Genomic DNA, 20,901 nt, shown 5'->3' on the forward strand with positions numbered 1-20,901 from the left:
TGGAAAAGTTTCTACCTTTATTTAGAGAATTTCTAATAAGGTTACCGCTTTCTACTTTCGATCTGAATTGTTCCTCATTATGGACTGCAGCTTCCACTTCCCCTCCCCCATTGGCTAATAAAGCAGCACACACCCCAAGCCCCACAACAAAAAGAAACACAGACAAATTTGTCTGTGTTTCAACTACTATTAGTAAGTACTTCCCTGCAAGGTGAATATCTATTGAGATATGTAGAAGTTACTAATTTTTATTCATTAAGTATTGGTATTGCCAATCTTATTATTGTAAACGGTTAATGAAAGCTGTTAAATGTTTTAACATAACGTTGTCGTTTGTACCGAATGTGCCGTCACCTTTACCTACTGTGATGCCGTTCGATGCTAAGATCGAGATGTCGCTATGTGCCCAGTGAGATGTTGGTACATCTGTGAAGTTTAAAGTATCCTGCTTCATTTTCAAGTCGAATGCTTTTACTAACACTTTTGCCATTTGAGCACGTGTTAATGGTGAAGCTGGATTGAATTTACCTTCATCACCAGTGAAAACGCCTAATTTATATAGTGCAGTTGCTGCACCTGCATATTTAGATGATGATTTAATATCTGTGAATGGTGAATTTGTATCAGATGTATCTAAACCTAATGTTTTAGCTAATTGAATTGCTACTTCACCACGTGATGCATAAACAGTGAAATCGATTGCTGAATCTTTTACTTCTTCTTTTTCAACTGAAGAAACTGCTGCAACTACTTTTTGACTTTCTCCAAAGCTTGCTACGCGTTTTGCTCCGTTATAACGCTTCGCCCAGTAAGAAGAACTTAAACTTGCTTCAGTAACGCCTGTGCTTGTACCAGCGTGAACGAATTTATTTCCTCCTAATGAGATACCAACGTGAGAAGCGGTTTTACCAGTTGTATTAAAGAATACTAAATCGCCTGGTTGTAAATCTGATTTTGAAACGGCACTACCTTGTTTATATTGAGCAGCTGCTGTACGGTTTAAGTCAAAGCCTAATTGCTTGAATACTAATTGAGTAAATCCAGAGCAATCTAACCCGCTTGCTGTTGTTCCTCCGTAAACGTATGGTACACCGATATATTTAGAAGCTGTTGCTGTTAATTCTGAAACTGATGCTGCTTGTGCTGTATTATTTGAACCCATCCCTACACCTGAAAAAATCATGAAAGTTGCAAAGATCGGTAATAAGATTTTCTTTTTCACTTTAAAATGGAACTCCCTTCAAAATAGGCCTCGCGATGAATATTCGAGGTATAACATAACGTAAAACTTGTTTGTTCATGTTTATTTAACCTAATAACAGGGTAACATATATAATTGTGATATTATTTTTCACTTGTGTAACAGTTTGCAGTATTTTGATATAAAAACAGAAAACACCGAATCTCAGCATTTACGCAGAGATTCGGTGTTTTTTGTAGAATATTTATATTAATGAAATAAAACTTGTAACATTACTGTAATGTAAGGTACTAGTATTTACCAGTTCATTTACTAGAAAAATGTTGAACTACATAATATTTCCCATTTTTAGATTGCTCAATGCCGATACCCATATGTGTATATACTTCTTTTAAAATATTGTCACGATGTTTCGGTGAAGCCATCCAAGCCTTTACCGTTGTTTCCGGTGACTCGAAGTTACGGGCTAAATTTTCTCCATAGCTTGTATACTCATAATCAAATAACGTCGCTAAATCCCACGGGTTGCCGTAAAAAGGTGAATTATGTTCGAAATAATTGCGTTTTAGCATATCCTTCACTTTAATAATGGCGATCTGTGCTAATTTCTTATCTTGCATAAGTGGCGAAAGTCCTTTAGCAGCCCGTTCCTTGTTAACAAGCTCCAATATTTTTTTCTCCCACTGTTTATGATGATTCACTGTATCAATATAATCCTTTTGCAAAAAGTCATATATTACATCCAAATTTTTAACCTTTTCCTTAAACTCCATTCCGCGCATAGTGAGTGCAGCTACATGAGCACGCGTAACAAATTCATTCGGTTCAAAAGTTTTGGCAGTCTTTCCTTTTACAATTTCCACATCTGCCAGTGATTCAATTATATCTTTTGCCCAATAGTTTTTAGGCAGATCCTTAAACGATGTCTTGTTTTTCTGATCCACTTCAACCGCATAGGCAAGAGCAATCATTTTTGAAATATGTGCGCGCTTTAAAGGGGCTTCAGGATGAAACTCACTAGCGTTTTGAATAATCCCCAATTCTGCTAGTTTACAAATTTCTTTATAATAACGGTGATCTGTAGGAACATCCGTAAATTTTGGAACAAAATCAGTCGTTAGTTGTACGCCCATCGTTCTTGCAATAATACTTGCCGCCTCAGCACGAGTCGTCGTACTGTTCGGTTTGAATGTACCGTCTGTATAGCCTTCCATAAAACCTTTTTCAACTAGCTCATATATTACAGGTGCCGCCCAATACGTACTTTTCACATCGGTGAAAGTTGGAGTCGTTTTTGCATATGCCTCAGAAGATGGTGCATGTAATAAACACGCAATGATGGACCCCATAATTAAAACCCGTTTCATCAAACCCCCCCTATCAGTCCATAACTTATTATACAATGGATTAATTACTTTTCTCTTAACAGAAAAACTTGCAACTAACTTAAAAGCCACGAAATAGAAATTTTACGCCAAATTCGACAGAAATCTTTCTTATATTCTATAATTAGGCGCCTCGCTTTAATCTAAGTTTATACTAAAAAATACCCCAAAAGGCAGATTCTCCATTCTACCTTTTGGGGTACAGTAATTAAATTATAGTATTTTCAATAAAATTACAAGCCTAATTCAAAAATAGCAGCCTGCAGTTTATTGTAGTTTTTCACTAAAGACTTTTGGTTGATAGTCAGGCGTTCGTAAGCAGTTTTCGCAGACTTCGCTCTTGAAGCATACGTTCTTAAAGATGAATCCAAATCCTCTATTTGCTTCATGACACGTTCCGCCGCTTTTAAATCTTTTTCGGCTTGCTGAAGTACAGAATAGTTCAGTACTTGGCGCTTAGACCCGGAAGGAAGTGCTTTATATGCAGCTACTGCATTTGTAACATCAGTATCAAAACTGCTTGAAGAAGAATTCAATGAGGCAATGATTGATGTTACCTTTTGGACTTCCGTTACATCGAGTACAGCCTGCTGTAACTTGTAATAGTTTGTAACCTTCAGTTTTTCCTCTTCCGACAATTTGTCATATGCCAGCTTTGCGGCTTCCATATTTCCTTGATAGTACTTGTCGCTTGGCTTTAACCCTGCAATCAGTGTATAGACATGGATTACATTGGACAAGTTCGAATATTGGTCCATATTCGTTACATACTCTTTTTGTTTATCATCCAATTTTTTCAAAGCATTATTGACTGTATTAAATTGACGGCTCAAATCATTTCTTGGATCGCTTAAGCCATCAATTGCTTTAATTGCCGCTTCGATTGGTTTAATGTACTTTTCCTGCTCTTTTAATTCAAATTCGAGTGTCACACCTTTTTTGTTGGCCGAGCTTAACGATTTATAGGCTTCACGCGCTTCTTTTATTTTGGTGATAAATTCATTTGACGGTGCTGCATTTAATGCACGAATCATCGCATCTACCTTTGCGCCGCCTTCCACATTCAGTTCATGTTCCTGCAATGTCGGTAAATTAGACACTTGTACCGCTAACTCATCCGGCAGTTCGTTATATAATGCTCTCGCTGCCGCCGTCTCTTCTACAAACGTTTTGCTCGATGGCTTAATTGAATTGATTGCATTTACTACATTATAAATTGTCGTAAGATCTCCTAATAACTTTTCGCTGTTGATGAGCAGTGAACGTTCAGACATCGTTAGTTTTTCATATGCTTTTTCAGCCGATTTAAATTTCGAAATAAAAGTACGTGCATTCGATGGATCCAACGCTAATATATCACTATCCAATTTTAGTACCGGTTTTACACCACGCTCACGAGTCGTTAAGTCTTTGTAGTTCGTTACTAAACGCTGATCTGATTTAGCCAGACTATCATAGCTGTTTCGCGCATCGACTAGTTTTTGGATATAGTTCTCTGTCATAGGAACCGCTGCATCAATGAGTGCAATTACTTGCTTGGCATCGGAAACACCTTGTTCTGCAGCTGAAAGTTTCGTAATATTATGCACGAGTTCTTGTTCCGCACCAGTCAATGCTGCATATTCCGCACGAATTACCGTGACATCCGCTTCGTATGTTTTTGAACCGACACGTAATTTTTCAATACGATTGATTAAATCCGCTACTTTTAAAATATTGTCCAGCTTCGAGCCATAGTTATAAACATCTTGCTTTTGCTTATCGGTTAGCCGTTCATACGCTTTTTGAGCTACAGATACTTTTGAAGGGTAATTACGGTCTGTATGAACAGGCAGTTTTTCAATAAGATCGATTACTTTCAATGATGCTTTGTAGTCCCGTTCAAGCCCCGTTAAAACTTTTGAGTTCCCGACATTGCGTTTTGTTGCTGAATCCAATTTTTTGTAAGCTGCCGATACTTCCGCTAAATCGGTGATGAATGCTTCACCGGATTTCGTTTGCAGTGCATCAATTCGGCTTTCCATTGAAAAAGAATCTGAAACAATCACTTCATAGTCCGTTAATTTTTTCCCGTATTCGGTAAAAAGCCTTAATTGAATATTTTCTAAATCCGTAATTGGTTCTACAGGTGCAGTATAATCCTTTAATATTTTTTCAAAATCATTTTGTAGAGTTGAAAGGCTAACTTTGAACTCAGCTGCCGTTGGGCGAATTGCATCAATTTCCAACATCAGCTTTGCGAACGGCAACAGCTCAACTAGTTTATCTCTATTGTAAACAAGCCCTTGCATAGGCTCTGCCAGTTTATTAAAAGAAGTTTCAGCTGCAGTCGTTTTACGTGTGAAATCTTTTGCCATTACATCTATCTTGCTGATTGCCTGAATTGTATTTAATACTGCCTTGTTCGCCTTTTCGATTTCTGTTAATACTTTAATATTTTTTACTAACCGCTTGCCGTTTGCAGATAATGAATTATATTTTTCACGAGCTGCATCAATTTGCTGCAAATCAACTAATTCAGCATTTTGAAAGATAAGAATATCAGCATCCAATTTTGCCGCGCTAGATTGTTCCTCTTTTTGTAATTGCAAATAGGACGTTAAAAATTGATGAAGCTTTTCGACATTTGCTGCTTCATTTGAAGGAATCGCTTCTTTTAATGAATTCCATTCGTTTAACTTATTTTCCGCTGATACTAAATCCTCTGCATAAGTAGTACTCGTGACGTTTAAATTCACTACTTGATCGGCAATTTTTGTTATCGGTATTAAAGCTTCTAGACGAGCTCGATTATGAACAAGCTCCCGCTCTTCAATTTTGGCATACGAAGATTCCGCAGTACGCACCTTTGTAATAAATGAAGTGGTAGTTGAGCGCTTTTTCGTATCCGTCAGCTTTTTATCATCCAGATTCGCAAATACATCTGTTTTGATCGCGTCGATTTGTTTATTGATCGTTGCAGCAGTTGCAGTTGATTTTTCCCATGATGTAAGGAGATCCAATAATTCTTTTAAAACATATTTGCGCTCAGTTGTTGGTAATGCATTGTACGCTGCTCTTGCATCTGCAACGATTGAGCTTTTCTCTTCATATTTTGCTGAATCAATCTTTACTATTTCTGTTTCAACTTTTTTTGCATTTTCAATTGCCGCTTGCATTTCTAGTAATTTGTCATAATTCACTACTAATCGTGTATCCAAAGGATCGAGGGCATTATATAGTTTCTCTACATTTTCTGCCTCTTCACGGAATTCTTCAGTATTTGCTGGTAACTTAGAAATTCTCGTAATTTCATTTACTACGTTTAATACATTCTCATATGGTTTTAATTCATCCGCGTTTGGTACCAGTTTTTTTTGAACATCTGTTAATTGTCCATATTCTTTAACAAGTGCATTTACTTTTGAATTAAATGTTGTTGCAGTTGGTGGGTTATCAACTAAATCTCTAATTTTATCTTCAACCGTTTGTGCCTTTTTAATATCAGCTTCTGCATTTTTTATAAATTGTTCAATCCCTGCATTACTTTCTACTAGTTGAACTTTCAATACATTTTTAAAGGCAAGATCTGTTATGTCATTAAATTCATTTCGTGCATTAGCTACAACGCTAATAAAGCTCCCCTTACTAAATGACTCCTGAGCCGTTAATGTCGTGATGGGGCTAATATAATTTTCAATAAATTGTTCAATGGCTGTCGTTTGTTCTTCAAAAGATTGTAAATGATTCAAAGATACTTCAGTCACGTATTTATTAATGAAATCCGTTTGACCATTTTCATCGTAATACAGTAATGTTTCCAAAAACGTACCTGCATTACCGTTTACAGTTTTGCTTAACTCAGTGGCGGCATTCTCCAAATTTACATTTAGATTTTCAAGTGCCTCCAGTGCTGCTTGTCTGTCTGCAACTAAGTTTTTATTTGTATTCGTTAACTTTGAAATTAAAATTTTTACTTGTGCTGCATCTTGCTTAAGTTGCATGTATTTTTCTAAATATATCAGTTTAGCATTTATCAGCGGCATGATATCCGCAAATGTTTCATCATCTTTATATGTATCGTAAATTGTTCTTTCCTGAGTTAATGTCGCACTTGTGGACTCTTCATTGGCAGCTTTAAAGCTGTTCAATAATCCTTCTGCAGTAACTGAAGCTACGACATTAAACGGAGTCGGTGTTTCACTCGCTTCTGCCTCTCCAGCCTGCGCGACGATTGCCGGAGTGATCAAGAGTCCTGCCATCAAACCAACCTTCAAGTTTTTCTTCATCGTTTTATCCCTTCCTTCACGGGTCATGCTTAAAAATGGTTCATAATCCTAGGTTAATTATCGGCATATTCTCACAGTTTGTTAGTTGATATATAAGGAAAATGATTTAGGGATAGTGAGCCCAATGAATATTCGGCACTTTACATACTTTTTTCGCCTAAAGAAGATCCTTATTCGTCAAAATGCATTGTAAATTTGCAAAGTCCGTAACTGACAACATTATTCGCCAATTATCTATTCATATTAGTCAAAATTGTGAGCTTATTAGTCATTTTCATTAGTATTTTAGTCATTCAATATCAAATAATCGGCAATTCTATATTTAATAGACACTTTTTATATTTATCCGCCATTTTCTTTAAAAACAAAAAAATCACTCTATCCAATAAAGAATAGAGTGATCTTTTATTACAATGCGTCTGTATATAATTTGCCTTCTGGTAAATACTCGGACATGCCGATTTCTTCAAGACCATTTTTAATTTTGTATGTGTGACCTAAACGGTTTTTCGATAAATAATTCGCTTTTGAAATCAACATCTCTTCAAATACAGGTAATTGTGATGGATCTACATCTTTCCAGTTTTTATAAGAGTTGATCAAGTCTTCAAGCGTTAAGTGCTGATAATCATCACCGGCGAATTCACCTTTTGGATTCACACGGTACCAAATATCTCCGTTTGAACGGATCCACTTGTTCTTCTCAATTTGCAATGCACGGCTAATCGATTTTGCCGCTTCTAAATATTTTGGATCCTGGAATTCTTTATATGCCAACAACAGAACATTCATGCCACCAAGTACATGGTTCATCGATGCATGTGTTGTCACCTGCTGATTCACAGGGAAGTAATCTGAAATATAATAAGCATCTTTAGCAACATTGATTACATGCCCCGCCTGTTTACGCGATGCTAAAAGGTCCGCATAATTGCGTAATGGCTCTTTATAGTTCGGCATATTAAACTCGGCCCCGGAATTATAGTAGAATAACGCAATCTGCTCATTGAAGCGCGTGTCGATAAATGGTGCTGTAATTCCAAATAAGTTTTTCAAATACGTACTCGTTACTTCAGTCTTCCAGTAAGTCGCGTCGCCTTTAAACTTATTCAAGTTAATGAACGAGTTTTTCACTAAGTTTGCAAAATAACGGTCGCCCTGTTCTTTTAATAATACAAGTGCGCGGTCTTCTTTTACCAACAATAGATTACGCCCGAAACCTTGGTAAGATTTCGGCATTGGCTCTGTAGTTGTCGCCATTTTATTGTATGGACCTTCTGCTGTGTACCAGTTGTTACGCTTCTTATAGTTAAGCGCAGTTTCAAGCATCCAGCCATTCATATTTTCATCTGTTTTAAATAAACGTTCATTTGAATTCATATACCATGTGTCAACAATATCATTGCCATTAGAAACAAGTGTATAGTAGCTGAATAAATCTTCGCCAAGCCATGCTTGTGAATACGCTTCATACTCCGATTCCAAATCACGCATATAACTTGTACCACCAGTATCTTTATAGCTTTGTGTTAATTGTTTTGAACGATATGCCTTTCCAACCATACGATCTGTCGCCAGCTTTTCGTTCTCCATAATGCGTAATAATCCTGTCGGGTATGATGACGAGTCAAAGCCAAATACATCAGCCGAATTTTTCTCGATTGGGAAACGATCATATCGGTACAATCGGTAATTCGTTACATTCGTTGCTTTCTGGAATAAATCCACAGTCAGCTTTGATTTCCCTTTATTCGTTAACGTTGTAAACACAAAATCATCGCCGTTTTCCAAAGCTCGAACTGTTACTTTCACTGTTGCACCTTGATTCCCGACGGCATAATTATAAACTGTATCCTTTGCAACACCGTAAGTTTCAGTCGTTGTTCCTTTAAATACAATCGTAGCTGTTGAACGAAGATATAACGGGTTTGCATCCGATGTTACTTGTGCAAAGTTCATTTCTTCACGATTGTTTTTAAAATTACTTGATACTTCTGCTGCTTGAACTTTATATTCGTTTTTTGCAATTAGATTTGTTGCAACAAGTGCACGGTGAAGCATGACCGAGAACGTAACACGGTTAACTGTTGCTTTCGGATCGTAAGTACCGTCTTCACGCCCTGTTGTAATTCCGTGCTGCGCTAAAATTTTAACATTTTCGCGATGTGATTCACTGATTTTGTTCCAGTCTTTAAATGTCAGTTCTTTACCTGTATCTTTCAAATCAAATGCACGCACTAAAGTCGTCGCCATCTGTTCACGTGTTAACGCATCCGCTACACCGAAACGTCCGTCTGGTTTACCGCCAAAAATACCAGCTTCATATGTAGAAAATACACCTTGTAAAAAGCTTGATTTCGCACTTACATCTGAAAACTTGTTCTGATACTTACCATCCGGAAGCTTTAATGCCCCTTTAAACAGGTTTGCTGCCTGACCACGGTTAATATTTAAATTTGGACGGAATTGTGCATCCGGATAACCACCGATAACGCCCATTTCTACAAGCTGCATTACTTCATTTTTAGCCCAGAAACTATCAGGTACATCCGCAAGCTTCTGCTTAACCGTTAACTTTTCACCTGTTTGCGGCTGATTAGCTGGCTCCTCAGATGACTCGTTTTGTTCTGCATCTGTTGCAGGCTGTTCAGTTTGTGCCGGAGACTCTTGCTCTTGCTCTACTGATTCCTCTTTTTCCGGAGATGTTTCTGTTTGTGGTTCTTGCTGAGCAGGTGTTGTCGTTGTTTGTTCAGCTTTTTCATCAGCAGAAGTAGATTCCGCTTCCTTTTCATCTGTAACCGTTTCCTCTTGAACTACTGGAATATTACCGGAATCCGTAGTTGGAGTCATAGTAGTGGTTGAATTTTGTGCTGTTGGATTTTCAGCTTCAACTGTGCCTTGTACATTTGCATACGTAGCGGTTGGTAGCGCTGTGGATAAAAATAGTAGCGAGGCTAACAGTGCTGATTTTATTTTCAACATTCGACAGATTCCCTCCTTTTATTTCAATAACGTATAAATTATACCGAATATCGCCATATATTTCACTGAAATGTACAATATTTAATAGAATAATAGCAATCAAATTAAGTGTAGCACGCTACTTGTTATGAAGCGATGGTAATTCTCGCTTTCTTTAGTAGGTATTTCTTTTTTGGGGTGTCGGGGAGGCAGTTCTACTTTTGCGCGCCATGATTCTACATTTCGACAAAAAGGTTCTACTTTCCGGCGGGGCTTTCTACTTTTCTGTATTTAGGTTCTACTTTTAGAGTGATTTGTTCTACTTTTAACCATGGTGGTTCTACTTTCGAAGGGCAGGTGGCGATTATCTTTTCCAAGTTCTGCTTTCGAGCCGGAACTTTCTACTTTTCCCTTCTAAGGTTCTACTTTCTGACGGCAACCGGCTAATATCTTTTACGGGTACCACTTTCAAGCACAAACTTTCTCCTTTTGCATAAGAACTTTCCATTTTTTCTCTGCCCTCTATCTCAATATTTTAATCTCTAAATTTCCCCATAAAAATACACTTGAGCTTATTCAAAACTCAAGTGCATTCGTCAAAACGCTTCCTTATTCTACTCCAATAACAATAAAGTCATCTGAAGTCGCTTCGATAGCATTATATAAAAATGTTGCTAACTGGGCGCGTGTTAATTTCATATTCGGGCTGAATGTTGTAGCAGTCGTACCTTTTGAAATTCCGTAATCTACTAATGTCTGGATGTATTTCTTCGTTGCAGTATCCGTTAACTTATTGACATCGGTAAATTTCGTCTTTGTAGTAGTAGATTGCTGCAACTCAAAACCGACCGTCAACATTTTGGCTAACTGAGAACGAGTCAATGTTGCGTTCGGACGGAATTCATCGCCATAGCCGTATACAATGCCCGCTTTATTTAATGCAGCGATGGCCTTGTAATATTTACTTGATGTTGGAACGTCCTTAAAACCTGGATTTGATGCGGAACTGTTTTGCAGATTTAATGCATTCGCTAAATATACTGCCGCATCCCCACGTGTTGCCGACTTACCTGGCTCATAAGTATTGCTCGTTACGCCTGTAATAATGCCTTCATTATATAAAGAGACTATTGCGTTTGCATGTGAATTCGTTTCTTTTACGTCGGTAAATGGATTTGTAGATGCCTGTACTGAATGGCCACTTACTACAACACTCGAAATAATAAGTACGGCAGTAAGAATTGTGCGATAGAAAAACTTCTTCATTTAATTCAACCCTTCCTCTTAAACTAGTTAGCATAATTATACAATAGTTTATAGTTTTATGTAGACGATTACTTAAAGTGGGCATCTCATTAACCTTGACCAATTTTATTAGAAAGATTTTCGAACATATTCGATGATTTCTAAATTTTATTAGAAATTTTGCTATCGACATTAGCAATTCCATATATTTCACTGCTCAATTCAATTATATCTAAGCCCAAACCGCTCTAATATCCTTACACTAAATATTTTATTAGCAAAATCAATACCTATATTAGAAGTTCCGCCTCACTTATTTGAACTTTGAACGGAGATATTTGAAAATGAAGCACACTTATTAGAAGAAATTAACTTTTTATTAGAAAACGGGCAATTTATTAGAACTTTCACCGATTTATTAGAAAATCTACCTCTTATATTAGAAGACTAATCATCATAAAAAGGCATACACGCAATCTAGCATGTATGCCCTTACCTGCAACCTAGTTTGTTCTTAATGTTGTTGTTAAAGTGAATGGATGAACTACCGGATTGCCTGCTCCATCAACTACATCCTCAATTCCTGCACCTTGTGTAATTGTAACTGACGTATTAATTGCTTGATTCGATGCTAAAGTAACCGTTACTGTATTGCCTGTCGTCGATTCTGCTACGGATGTAATTCCGATTGTTGCTCCTGCAGCATTTACAATTACAAATGAATCTGTATCAAGACCGCTTACATTCTCGCTAAATGTGAGCTCGATTTGGTTTGCTGACGTAAATCGAGCGGAATTTAATACCGGGCGAATATTTTCCTTTAAATCGACAACGGCTGTTAAGTCTCGCTGTGATGCAATCGAATCTTTCGCTTTCACATTTCTGATCGTTAAATTACGCGAACCAGTTGTCGTTGTTTCATTTGGCGTTAATGTCAGAATAACCGTATCCAATGCGTCGCTTGGCACTTGCGCGTTTGCAATCTTTGCATTTGGAATAGAATAATTGCTTGCATTTGCTGCTGTTGTTGCATCCACCACATGGTTAAACTTCAGTCGCACTTGATTGTTCGTTAACGTTGAATCCGTCACTGAAGTAGTAACAGTTGGCGCTACCAGTACATTGTCATTGTTTGTATAATCCGCTGTACGCTGGAACGTGACCGCTTTATTTGCCGTATTTATACCGTATGCGCTATCCACTTCAGTAAATGATAACGTCACATTGTATGTGGCATTATCCGCATCAGCAGAACCTAATAAATCATCCAGTTTCACGCGTACTACCGAACGATTGCCGTTTTCTCTATATTCTAAAGGTGTTGCTGTGCCAGAGAATCTATGAGTTACGCCGCCTTTAACATAGTTGCCGGAAGCGGTTACACGTGATGCAGTTACTAAATCTACCGGTTTATTGAGCGTAATATTTAAATACTCGAAATTGCCTTCTCGTGTTACAGAAGTTGATGTAACTTCTGGTGCTGCTGTATCAAGCGTAAATGAATGAGCAGTTGTAAATGTATTCGTTTCACCTGAAATATCTGTAATCGTTTTGCCGGATGCTGTACCGATATTATATACACCAGTTAAATCAATCGTAGCAGTAACGATAAATGAACGATCATCACCAGGGACTGCCTCGATTGCCGTAATGGCATTTGGCGAATTACCTAAACGTAATTCCAGATCCGTCACTGCCGGCTTTTGAATTCGCTCAGAGAATGTCAGCCTAAATGTTTTCGGACCTGTTTGTGAAATACTTGTTAATGTTGGTTTTACTCCGTCAGCCCCACCCATTGCAAAGCTCGTTTTTAACGGGTTTGGTGTACTGAAGTTTCCGGCAATATCACGCAGTCCAGCAAATGTTGCTTCTACTTGCGTATTTGCCGCTAATGGCTGACCATTAACCGTTGCATTTGATAAATCAAAATCCGTATATGTTGCACCCGCGGCGATTTCCCCGGTAATGCCCGCTACATTCGTACCGTTCGCCAGTCTGAATGTAACACTGCTGTTACTAAATGCGCGCAAAGGCTCTGAAAATGTAACGCGAACTGTTTTCGCATCCCGGTTTACAGTACTGATTAACGTTGGTGCAACTGTATCCGTACCGAAGTTGACGATTTCTTCATATGGAGTAACCGTTGTACCGGCTGCATTTTTCACATTATTTACTTTTACGAGATAGCGGCCTGTTAAAGCTGTTGTCCCGTTTGTAAAGATTGTCAGTGTACGGCCATCTTCGCTTAACTGTCCTCTCGAAAGAGTAATCGCATTCAAACTATCTACATCCGCGACTGTTACATAGTTTGCTAATTGAGCTTGTGTTAAGCTGGCAGGCAAGTCTACTCTTTGATTGAATTTCACTTCAAGTTGTCCACCATTCAGTGCCTTGACAGTTGCGACTTTCACTTCTGTAACGACATACGTTACTTTCGCTGAATAATCTTTACCGTCAATCTTAAAATCTACCGTTGTTTCTTCATTTTCAGGAAGATTGTTCTCTAAAGTAACTTCGTGCTCGGAATTGTCGCTTAATGTGACTTTTAATTTATTCGCTCCCGTAGCTTCAGCTGATTTTACTGTTAAAGGAACATTGTAAGTGACAGAAGTTCCATACTCTTTACCGTTGATCGTAAATTTAACAGGCGTTTCTTTGCCGGCTTCCAACGGCGTTTCTAAGTTCACCGTATGTTCAGTATTGTTTGTAAGTGTAACTTTTAATGTCGAAGCATTTATAACTTCGACCGCTTTCAATCCTTCTCCCGGCACTTCCACTTGAAGCATTTTATACAGGAATGAAGAGAACTGACCGCGCGTTGTGAAGCTTTTCGGGTTGAAGTTCGGTACGCCCGTTACATTATAGTAGTCCAATACTCTGATTGCCGAACGTGCTTCTGCCTTTGCTCTGTTATAATCGACGACATCCTCACTGAAATCCTGCCCGATTACATATCCTAGGAAGTCAAAATTATTAATATTCGTATAGGCACGCACTAAAACAACCGCCATGTTTTCACGTGTAATCGGATCACCCGGTAACAGGTTTCCGTTACTTCCGTTAAATACACCGTTGTCTTTTACTAATGCCGCATATTGCAACAGCTCGTCCTGTGAAGTGCTGCGCAAGTCCGAAAAGCGCATATTTGTTTTATAATCTGAAGGAATTTTGTAACCTTGTGACACTAAGTATTTACCTAATAGTTTTACAACATCCGAACGCGTCAATGTACGGTTTGGTTTAAAGGTGCCATCCGGATATCCTGAAATGATGCCTTGGCTTACGAGTGAATCGATTGCACGCTCGTGAGTATTTCCTGCTGTGTCCGAAAAACTTGCCGCATTTACTGCCGGAGCAATTGCCGATGCCACTAATGTCGCAGTAGCCGCTGTCGTTAAAAACTTCTTATACTTCATCTGCATCTTTATTAACCTCCTAGTTTGTAAAACAATTAAATATGTTGCCTTCTTCAAACTTGCTTACATCCTTTCCAATTCCACTAATTATTTGAATATAAACATAATTCCGTTAAAATAACTAGAAAGCATTATAAAGATATAAAAAAGCATACCTATCGAAATAGATATGCTCCAAAAATTAGTAATTTATATTCGTAGGGACGGTAAATTGAATCGGTGATAGGACTAGTTTATTATTTGCATAATCACTTACCGTTGAAGTGGCCGTTTGTGTAATTGTAACAACTTGGTTTGATTTTAACGGTTGGGCCAATCGGATTGCCACTTGCTCGTTAGTAGTCGAATAAATTTGTGAAATCGGCACAGCTAAATCGCCCACTTTTACTTCAAACGAATGATTCAATGCATTTTTAACGGCTTCATTAAATGAAAGGGTAATCGTATCGGTACCTGTAATATTATAATACTGATATTTTGGGGCGATATTTTCATTTAAAAAGATCAGTTCAGTTTTAGGTTCCATCGTTACAATTGAATTCAAAGCCCGCAGATTGCTGATTGTTAAATTCGTAACGCGGGATTGGGCAATATCTTCCTTAACCGTTAAATATACTTTGTACGGTTCATTATGTTTAACAACTGCTTGCTTTATTGTCAAACCGTCCAATGTATAGTTTTGCAGGTTCGACGCCGTAATACCGTCTACATGTGTTGAAAACGTAATGACGATTGTTTTATTATCAATATTCGTTCCCTGTCTAGCATTATAGGAAGTTTCCACGCTTAATACAGATAAATTCTCCTCATTTTGTGCAAAATCTGAGCCGCGTGCAAAATTAACTTGATAGGCTGGGTTCACCGCTTGTCCATACTCACTCGTAACTCCCGTAAATGTAGCACCAACTGAATATGTGTACCCTGCAGTAGTAGCCCCATTCACACCAGAGCTAGATAAATTACTTAAACGAACGCGGATTGTTTTGTCGTTTGTTGTTGATTTTTCAACCTGTCCGATCAAATTATTTGCTAACGGATACGTATACCCGTTTAAAATATAACTTCCGGCCAGCGTCACCTGTGCAAATGCCGCAGCTTCTACATTACGGTCAAATGTAAACTCTAAATACTCGATTCCTTTATCTTTCACAACATTTGCACTAACAACAGATGGAATCGTCGTATCTGCTACAAAGTTGTAGGCTGTTGAAAATACATTCACTTCACCGGAAACATCGGTAATATACCGTTTAGGCGTTGTCGATATTGTAGTATAGCCATTTAACGAACCATTTGTCGTAACAATATAGGAATTAGCATCGTCTTTATCTTTCACAATACTCGTAATGCCTGGTGAATAAGTATTTTGGGCAATCGTAATATCTGCCGGCACAATTGTACGAATTTCCTCAGAGAATGTTAACTTGAACTTTTTCGCGCCCATTTGTGTAACATTCGTTAAAGTTGGTACAACCCCATCTTTATCCCCTTTTGTAATATATGTTGTTAACGGGTTTGGCGAAGAAAGATTGTTTGAAATATCGATGATTGTTCCAAAAGTAATGGCAATGGACGTACCTGGTGCTAAAACATGTCCTTTTGCTGTAGCTGCAGATAAATCGTAAATAACTTCTGTCGCATTTTTTTCAATTGTCCCTTGAATACCCGAAACAACCGAACCATCTGCTAGTTTAAATTGAGTTACTCCAATCGGATTTGTAACCGGTTCTGTAAAAATCACTTTTACTTTAGTAGCCGAAACATTTTCTACTTTCAAAACGCCCGGTGATGTTTTATCAGGCACGAATGTTGCAATATCATCATATTTAACAAGCTTTTTCGATGTTGCTGATTCAATGCCGTCAACTACGACACGGTAGCGTCCTTCAAGTCCGGCAGTTGCATTAATTGTCACCGTCAATGTACGCTTATCTTCACTTAATTGTCCTTTTGACAATTGTACTTGTCCAAGACGATCGACACCAGTCATCGCAACAAGTTTATTAATGGCTGCCGTATTTAACTCTGTACCCAGTTTAACAGGCTGATTAAATGTAATCGCAAGTTGTCCGCCGTTTGGGTTTGTAATAGAAGAGATTTTCAAATCCGGCACTTCAAACTTCACTTTAGTAGTAAAAGTTTGTTCGTTAACATCAAAAGTAACGTCAGTTTCCACATTTTCCACTAATGGTGTTTTTAATGTCACAATATACGCCTTATCGTCAGAAAGCGTAACACGCAGCTTGTCAGCTGCTTGTACTTCTACTTTTTTTACTGTTAACACCGGCTTTTCCGGTTCAGGCTTCGGTACTTCAATTTGCAGCATATTATAAAGGAATGTTGCGAATTGACCACGCTTTGTCGGATCTTTCGGATTAAATGTTTTTTGCTTTGTCACCGCATAGTAAGCCAGTGTTTCAATTGACTCCTGGTGCTCCTTAGTTGTTCTGTTTAAATCACTGATATTCGATTTATAGTCAGTTTCTTTCATTGCTTCCACATAATCAAATTTATTGATCACTTTAAATGCGCGTACTAAAACAGTCGCCATCTGGTCACGGCGTAACTGGTCACGGTGCATAAGTGCCCCGTTACTTCCTTGGAAAACTCCAACATCCTTTACTAATGCCGCATACTGTAATAACTCATCCTGTGATTTCGCCGTTAAATCTGTAAAGCGCATTTTCGTTTTATAATCTTTCGGAACTTCATGACCTAAAGAAACTAAATATTTCCCTAATAGTTTTACAACATCTGAACGCGTCAAGTTTTGATTCGGTTTAAACGTACCATCGGGATACCCCCCGATAATACCCTGTTCTGATAAAATCGTAATCGCATTTTCGTGCCCGCTGCCTTTAATATCTGTAAACGATGCGGCACTAGCTGCTGGAACAATCGCCGTTGCTGCTAGAACAGCTGCTGTTGCAGATGCTAGAAATTTAGTATGAACTTTCATATGTAACTCCCCCAATTTAAGATGATAGTTTTATATATGTAATAACTTTATTTGATTATGACAAACTTCTGCTATAACCAAAGGAGAGCTATCTGAATAAACCGTTTGATCATTATCAATTAAAGCAAATTCTTCAACAAGCACTTCTTCATATTTCCAATTTCTAAACAACGGCAATACTTCTTTGCACTGAATTTCCAGGACATTTATTTTAGACTGAAAATAACCTTGTACCTCTAGCAAACATCCATTCACTTTTAATTGGTTAAAAAAATGCATGTGCATCCCTCCACAGGAAATATTGTATAATTTTTCCTTGTTTATTACAAATTTTCTAGCAATGTAATTCCTTACATAAACAAAAAGCTCCTATCTAATCGGAAGAATTCCGATTAGATAGGAGCTTAGTTTTAATTGTAATTCATTTAAGAAAATGAATAGTTATTATTGAATAGCTTGGATAGAAGTTAATTCTAATGCATTTTCGTTGGCATCTTTAACTTTTTTATCAGTAGCTAATTTTACAGTAATTGTTTTTGCAATTTGTTCTGTAGTTAAGCCTTTAGTCAATTCAATTTTAACTTCTTTAACTGCTTTATCAGCAACACTAGAAGTTGTTTCTACAGCATTAGTTTCAGTACCAACAAATACTTGGAAAGCATCTGCATCTAAAGTTACTGCTTCAGAGAAAGTAAGTGTAATTTCATTTACTAAACCATCTTTAGTGTTTGTGAATTTAGCTGTTTGAACAGTTGGAGCAACATTTTCTTTCAATGTAAGAGTTTTAGTAGTTGTTTCCATTACTGCACCGTTTTTAGCAGCTACGTTAGCAATTGTTAAATCACGAGCACCGTCTAATTTGTTAGTACCTTTAGCTAAAGTTAATACAACAGTATTTGCTACACCTGCTGCATCATTTTTTAAGATTGCAGATTCGATTGTTAAGCCAGCGATTGCATAGTTTTCAACTTTAGTTGCCGAAGAACCTTCTACTGCTTTGTCGAATTCAACAGTAATTGTGTTGCTGTCTGTAGCCGTTACTTTTGCTACTGGTTTATCAGTAGTTGTTACAACACCGTCAACACCGCGTTTGAAAGATACTGTGAATGCTTCAGAAGTGTTAGCAGTTGTGTTAGTATCTGCTACTGCACCTTTAGCAAATTTCACTGTATAAGTTGCATCTTTAGCTAATGCTACAGCTTCTTTATCTCCAACTTTAAATTTAACATCCTTTAATGCAACTTCTAACTTAGTTTTATCTTTTGCATTTGGAGTTAATTTACCAGTAAATGCACCTGAAGTAGTTACATAATCTTTGTTTAATTCCGTAACTGTTGCATTTTCTAAAGAAGTTTCAGTTACTTCTTTATCAAAAGAAAGTACTAATTTTTCTTCTTTAGTTGCTTCGTCAACTACTACTTCAGATTTAACAAATTTAGGAGCAACTTTATCTGCTTTGAATTCTACTAATTTAGAGAATGCAGTTAGAGCTTCACCAGATAAATCAGTTACGTTATCAGTTGTAATATCAACTTTGTGTAACCCTTCTGTTAATGCTTTATCTAAAGTTACAACATATTTAGTTGAATCATTTTCGTCTTGTTTAACTGTTACTGTTGCACCAGCAATTTTAACGTTGTCTTTTGAGAATCCTAGAACTTCTTCAGAGAATTTTACTTCTACTTTGTCTAAACCTGTTGCAGTAACAGAAGAAACTACTGGAGCAACTCCATCTTTATCACCTTTAGTGAAAGTTACTGAAGTTGGGTTAGGGCTAACTAAGTTGCCAACAATGTCAGTAGCGCCGATTACTGTAGCAGTAATTTCCGCACCTGCTTTAACTTTTGCATCATCGATAGTGAAAAGAACAGCAGCATCACCTGAAGCTTCAGCTTTAACATTTACTGTTTTACCTTCAGCGTCAGCAAATGTCCAGTTACCGATTGATTTTAATGGTTCAGAGAAGTTAACTTTAACTTGAGTAGCATTTACTTTCTCAGTACCAGTAATTACTGGAGCAGTTTTGTCTTTACCGAAGTCCATGTTTTTAGCTTCGAATTTTTCAATTTCTTTACCAGCCGTATTTTTTACATTTTCAATTTTAATATCATAACGACCTTCGAATACTTGACCATTTAATGCAGTAATAGTAAGGATTTTGCCGTCTTTTGATAACACAGCTTTAGTTTCAGTAACCTTTTTATCATCTAAAGAAGTTAAAGTTACATTTTTAACAACATCTTTATCACCAATTACAGTTGCTTTATCAACAGCTTCACCGAAAGTTACTTCAACTTGTGCAGCGTTTAGCGCTTTAACTACTGGAGCTTCAACTACATAAGTTACTGTAGCAGTGTATTCTTTTTCTTCAATTTTGAAAGTTACTTCAGTTGCTACGTTAGCTTCTAAAGCTTTTTCTAATTTAATTGTGTGTTTTTTATCATCAGATAAAGTTACTTCAACAGTGTTAGCATCTACAGCTTTTGCTTCTTTAACAGTTAATTCAACAACTGCATCAGTGTTAATTGTTTTGTTTAAGAATGAAGCGAATTGAGCACGAGTTACTGAGTTTTTAGGCATGAAGTTTTCAACACCAGAAATACCTAAGTTACGTAATGCTTGGATAGCTTCACGAGCTTCAGCTTTAGCTGTGTTTAAGTCAGCAACTTTAACGTCTTCGATTTCAGCAGCAACTTCTACTAATGTAGTGTCGTTGATTGCTTTGAAAGCGCGGTCTAATACTAGAGCCATGTTTTCGCGAGTGATTTTGCCACCAGCGTTTAATGCACCGTTAGAACCAGCGAAGACGCCAGTGTCGAATACTAATGCAGCATATTTTACTAATTCTTGGTCTTTAGCGTCTGCAGCTAAGTCAGTGAAACGAGCTTTAGTTGCATAGTCAGCTGGGATTTCAAAACCTTGTTTTTCTACCCATTTACCTAACATTTTAACAACTTGACCACGAGTTAATTCTTGGTTTGGTTTGAAAGTGCCATCTGGATATCCTCCGATGATGCCAGCTTCAGCTAATGCGTTAATGTTAACAGCATGTGAGTTTGTGTCTGCTACGTCAGAAAAGCCAGCAGCAGAAGCCACAGGAACGATTGCAGATGCTACAAGAGTAGCTGTAGCAGCAGCTGCTACGAATTTAGTATATTTCTTAGGTTGGTTAGCCATAGAATGATTTCCTCCAATAAAAACATTTTTTTATCATTTCAACAAATGTTGTCTCGTATATTACGATAACAATTTTAAGTATATTAGTAAGATTTTTTAATGTCAATGCTAATTTAGGAAATATAAAGGAAACCCACCATTACTAATATTACCAATGCTTTAGTTTTCAGAACTTTAAGTATTATTATTTGGTAATAATTAATTCGCATGGTAATAATTAGTTTTGAAATATAACTTTTATATTTTCCGAATTGTGTAAAATGGTATTAAAATGGTACTTTTATGACTT

General features: G+C 37.3%; 9 protein-coding genes. All 9 read right to left on the reverse strand.

What is annotated here, in order from left to right:
• Positions 1–280 precede the first annotated feature (280 nt).
• The 9 genes from M3166_RS10660 to M3166_RS10700 all read right to left on the reverse strand — a co-directional run bounded on the left by M3166_RS10660 (position 281) and on the right by M3166_RS10700 (position 20,612).
• On the reverse strand, positions 281–1,222 hold the full coding sequence (locus M3166_RS10660) for an NlpC/P60 family protein (RefSeq protein ID WP_251689802.1): 942 nt from the start codon (positions 1,220–1,222) through the stop codon (positions 281–283).
• A 284-nt stretch (positions 1,223–1,506) separates the two neighbouring features.
• Positions 1,507–2,568 carry an S-layer homology domain-containing protein gene (locus tag M3166_RS10665; RefSeq protein ID WP_251689803.1) on the reverse strand — a complete coding sequence of 354 codons (1,062 nt, stop codon included), beginning with the start codon at positions 2,566–2,568 and terminating at the stop codon, positions 1,507–1,509.
• Between the two features lie 251 nt (positions 2,569–2,819).
• On the reverse strand, positions 2,820–6,854 hold the full coding sequence (locus M3166_RS10670) for a hypothetical protein (protein WP_251689804.1): 4,035 nt from the start codon (positions 6,852–6,854) through the stop codon (positions 2,820–2,822).
• A 408-nt stretch (positions 6,855–7,262) separates the two neighbouring features.
• A complete protein-coding gene (locus M3166_RS10675) occupies positions 7,263–9,836 on the reverse strand; it encodes an S-layer homology domain-containing protein (protein ID WP_251689805.1) in 2,574 nt (857 codons plus the stop codon).
• A 588-nt stretch (positions 9,837–10,424) separates the two neighbouring features.
• On the reverse strand, positions 10,425–11,081 hold the full coding sequence (locus M3166_RS10680) for an S-layer homology domain-containing protein (protein ID WP_251689806.1): 657 nt from the start codon (positions 11,079–11,081) through the stop codon (positions 10,425–10,427).
• Between the two features lie 482 nt (positions 11,082–11,563).
• Positions 11,564–14,482 carry an S-layer homology domain-containing protein gene (locus M3166_RS10685; protein ID WP_251689807.1) on the reverse strand — a complete coding sequence of 973 codons (2,919 nt, stop codon included), beginning with the start codon at positions 14,480–14,482 and terminating at the stop codon, positions 11,564–11,566.
• Positions 14,483–14,657: 175 nt separating this feature from the next.
• Positions 14,658–17,435: an S-layer homology domain-containing protein gene (locus M3166_RS10690; RefSeq protein ID WP_251689808.1), complete on the reverse strand. Its 2,778-nt coding sequence runs from the start codon at positions 17,433–17,435 to the stop codon at positions 14,658–14,660.
• A gap of 30 nt (positions 17,436–17,465) precedes the next feature.
• Entirely contained in the window at positions 17,466–17,714 is a 249-nt protein-coding gene (locus M3166_RS10695; RefSeq protein ID WP_251689809.1) for a hypothetical protein, read from the reverse strand.
• 165 nt (positions 17,715–17,879) lie between these two features.
• Complete coding sequence (locus M3166_RS10700; protein WP_251689810.1) at positions 17,880–20,612, reverse strand: S-layer homology domain-containing protein; 2,733 nt, start codon at positions 20,610–20,612, stop codon at positions 17,880–17,882.
• Between the last annotated feature and the right edge of the window lie 289 nt (positions 20,613–20,901).

This window comes from Solibacillus isronensis (assembly GCF_023715405.1).
GTDB lineage: Bacteria > Bacillota > Bacilli > Bacillales_A > Planococcaceae > Solibacillus > Solibacillus isronensis_B.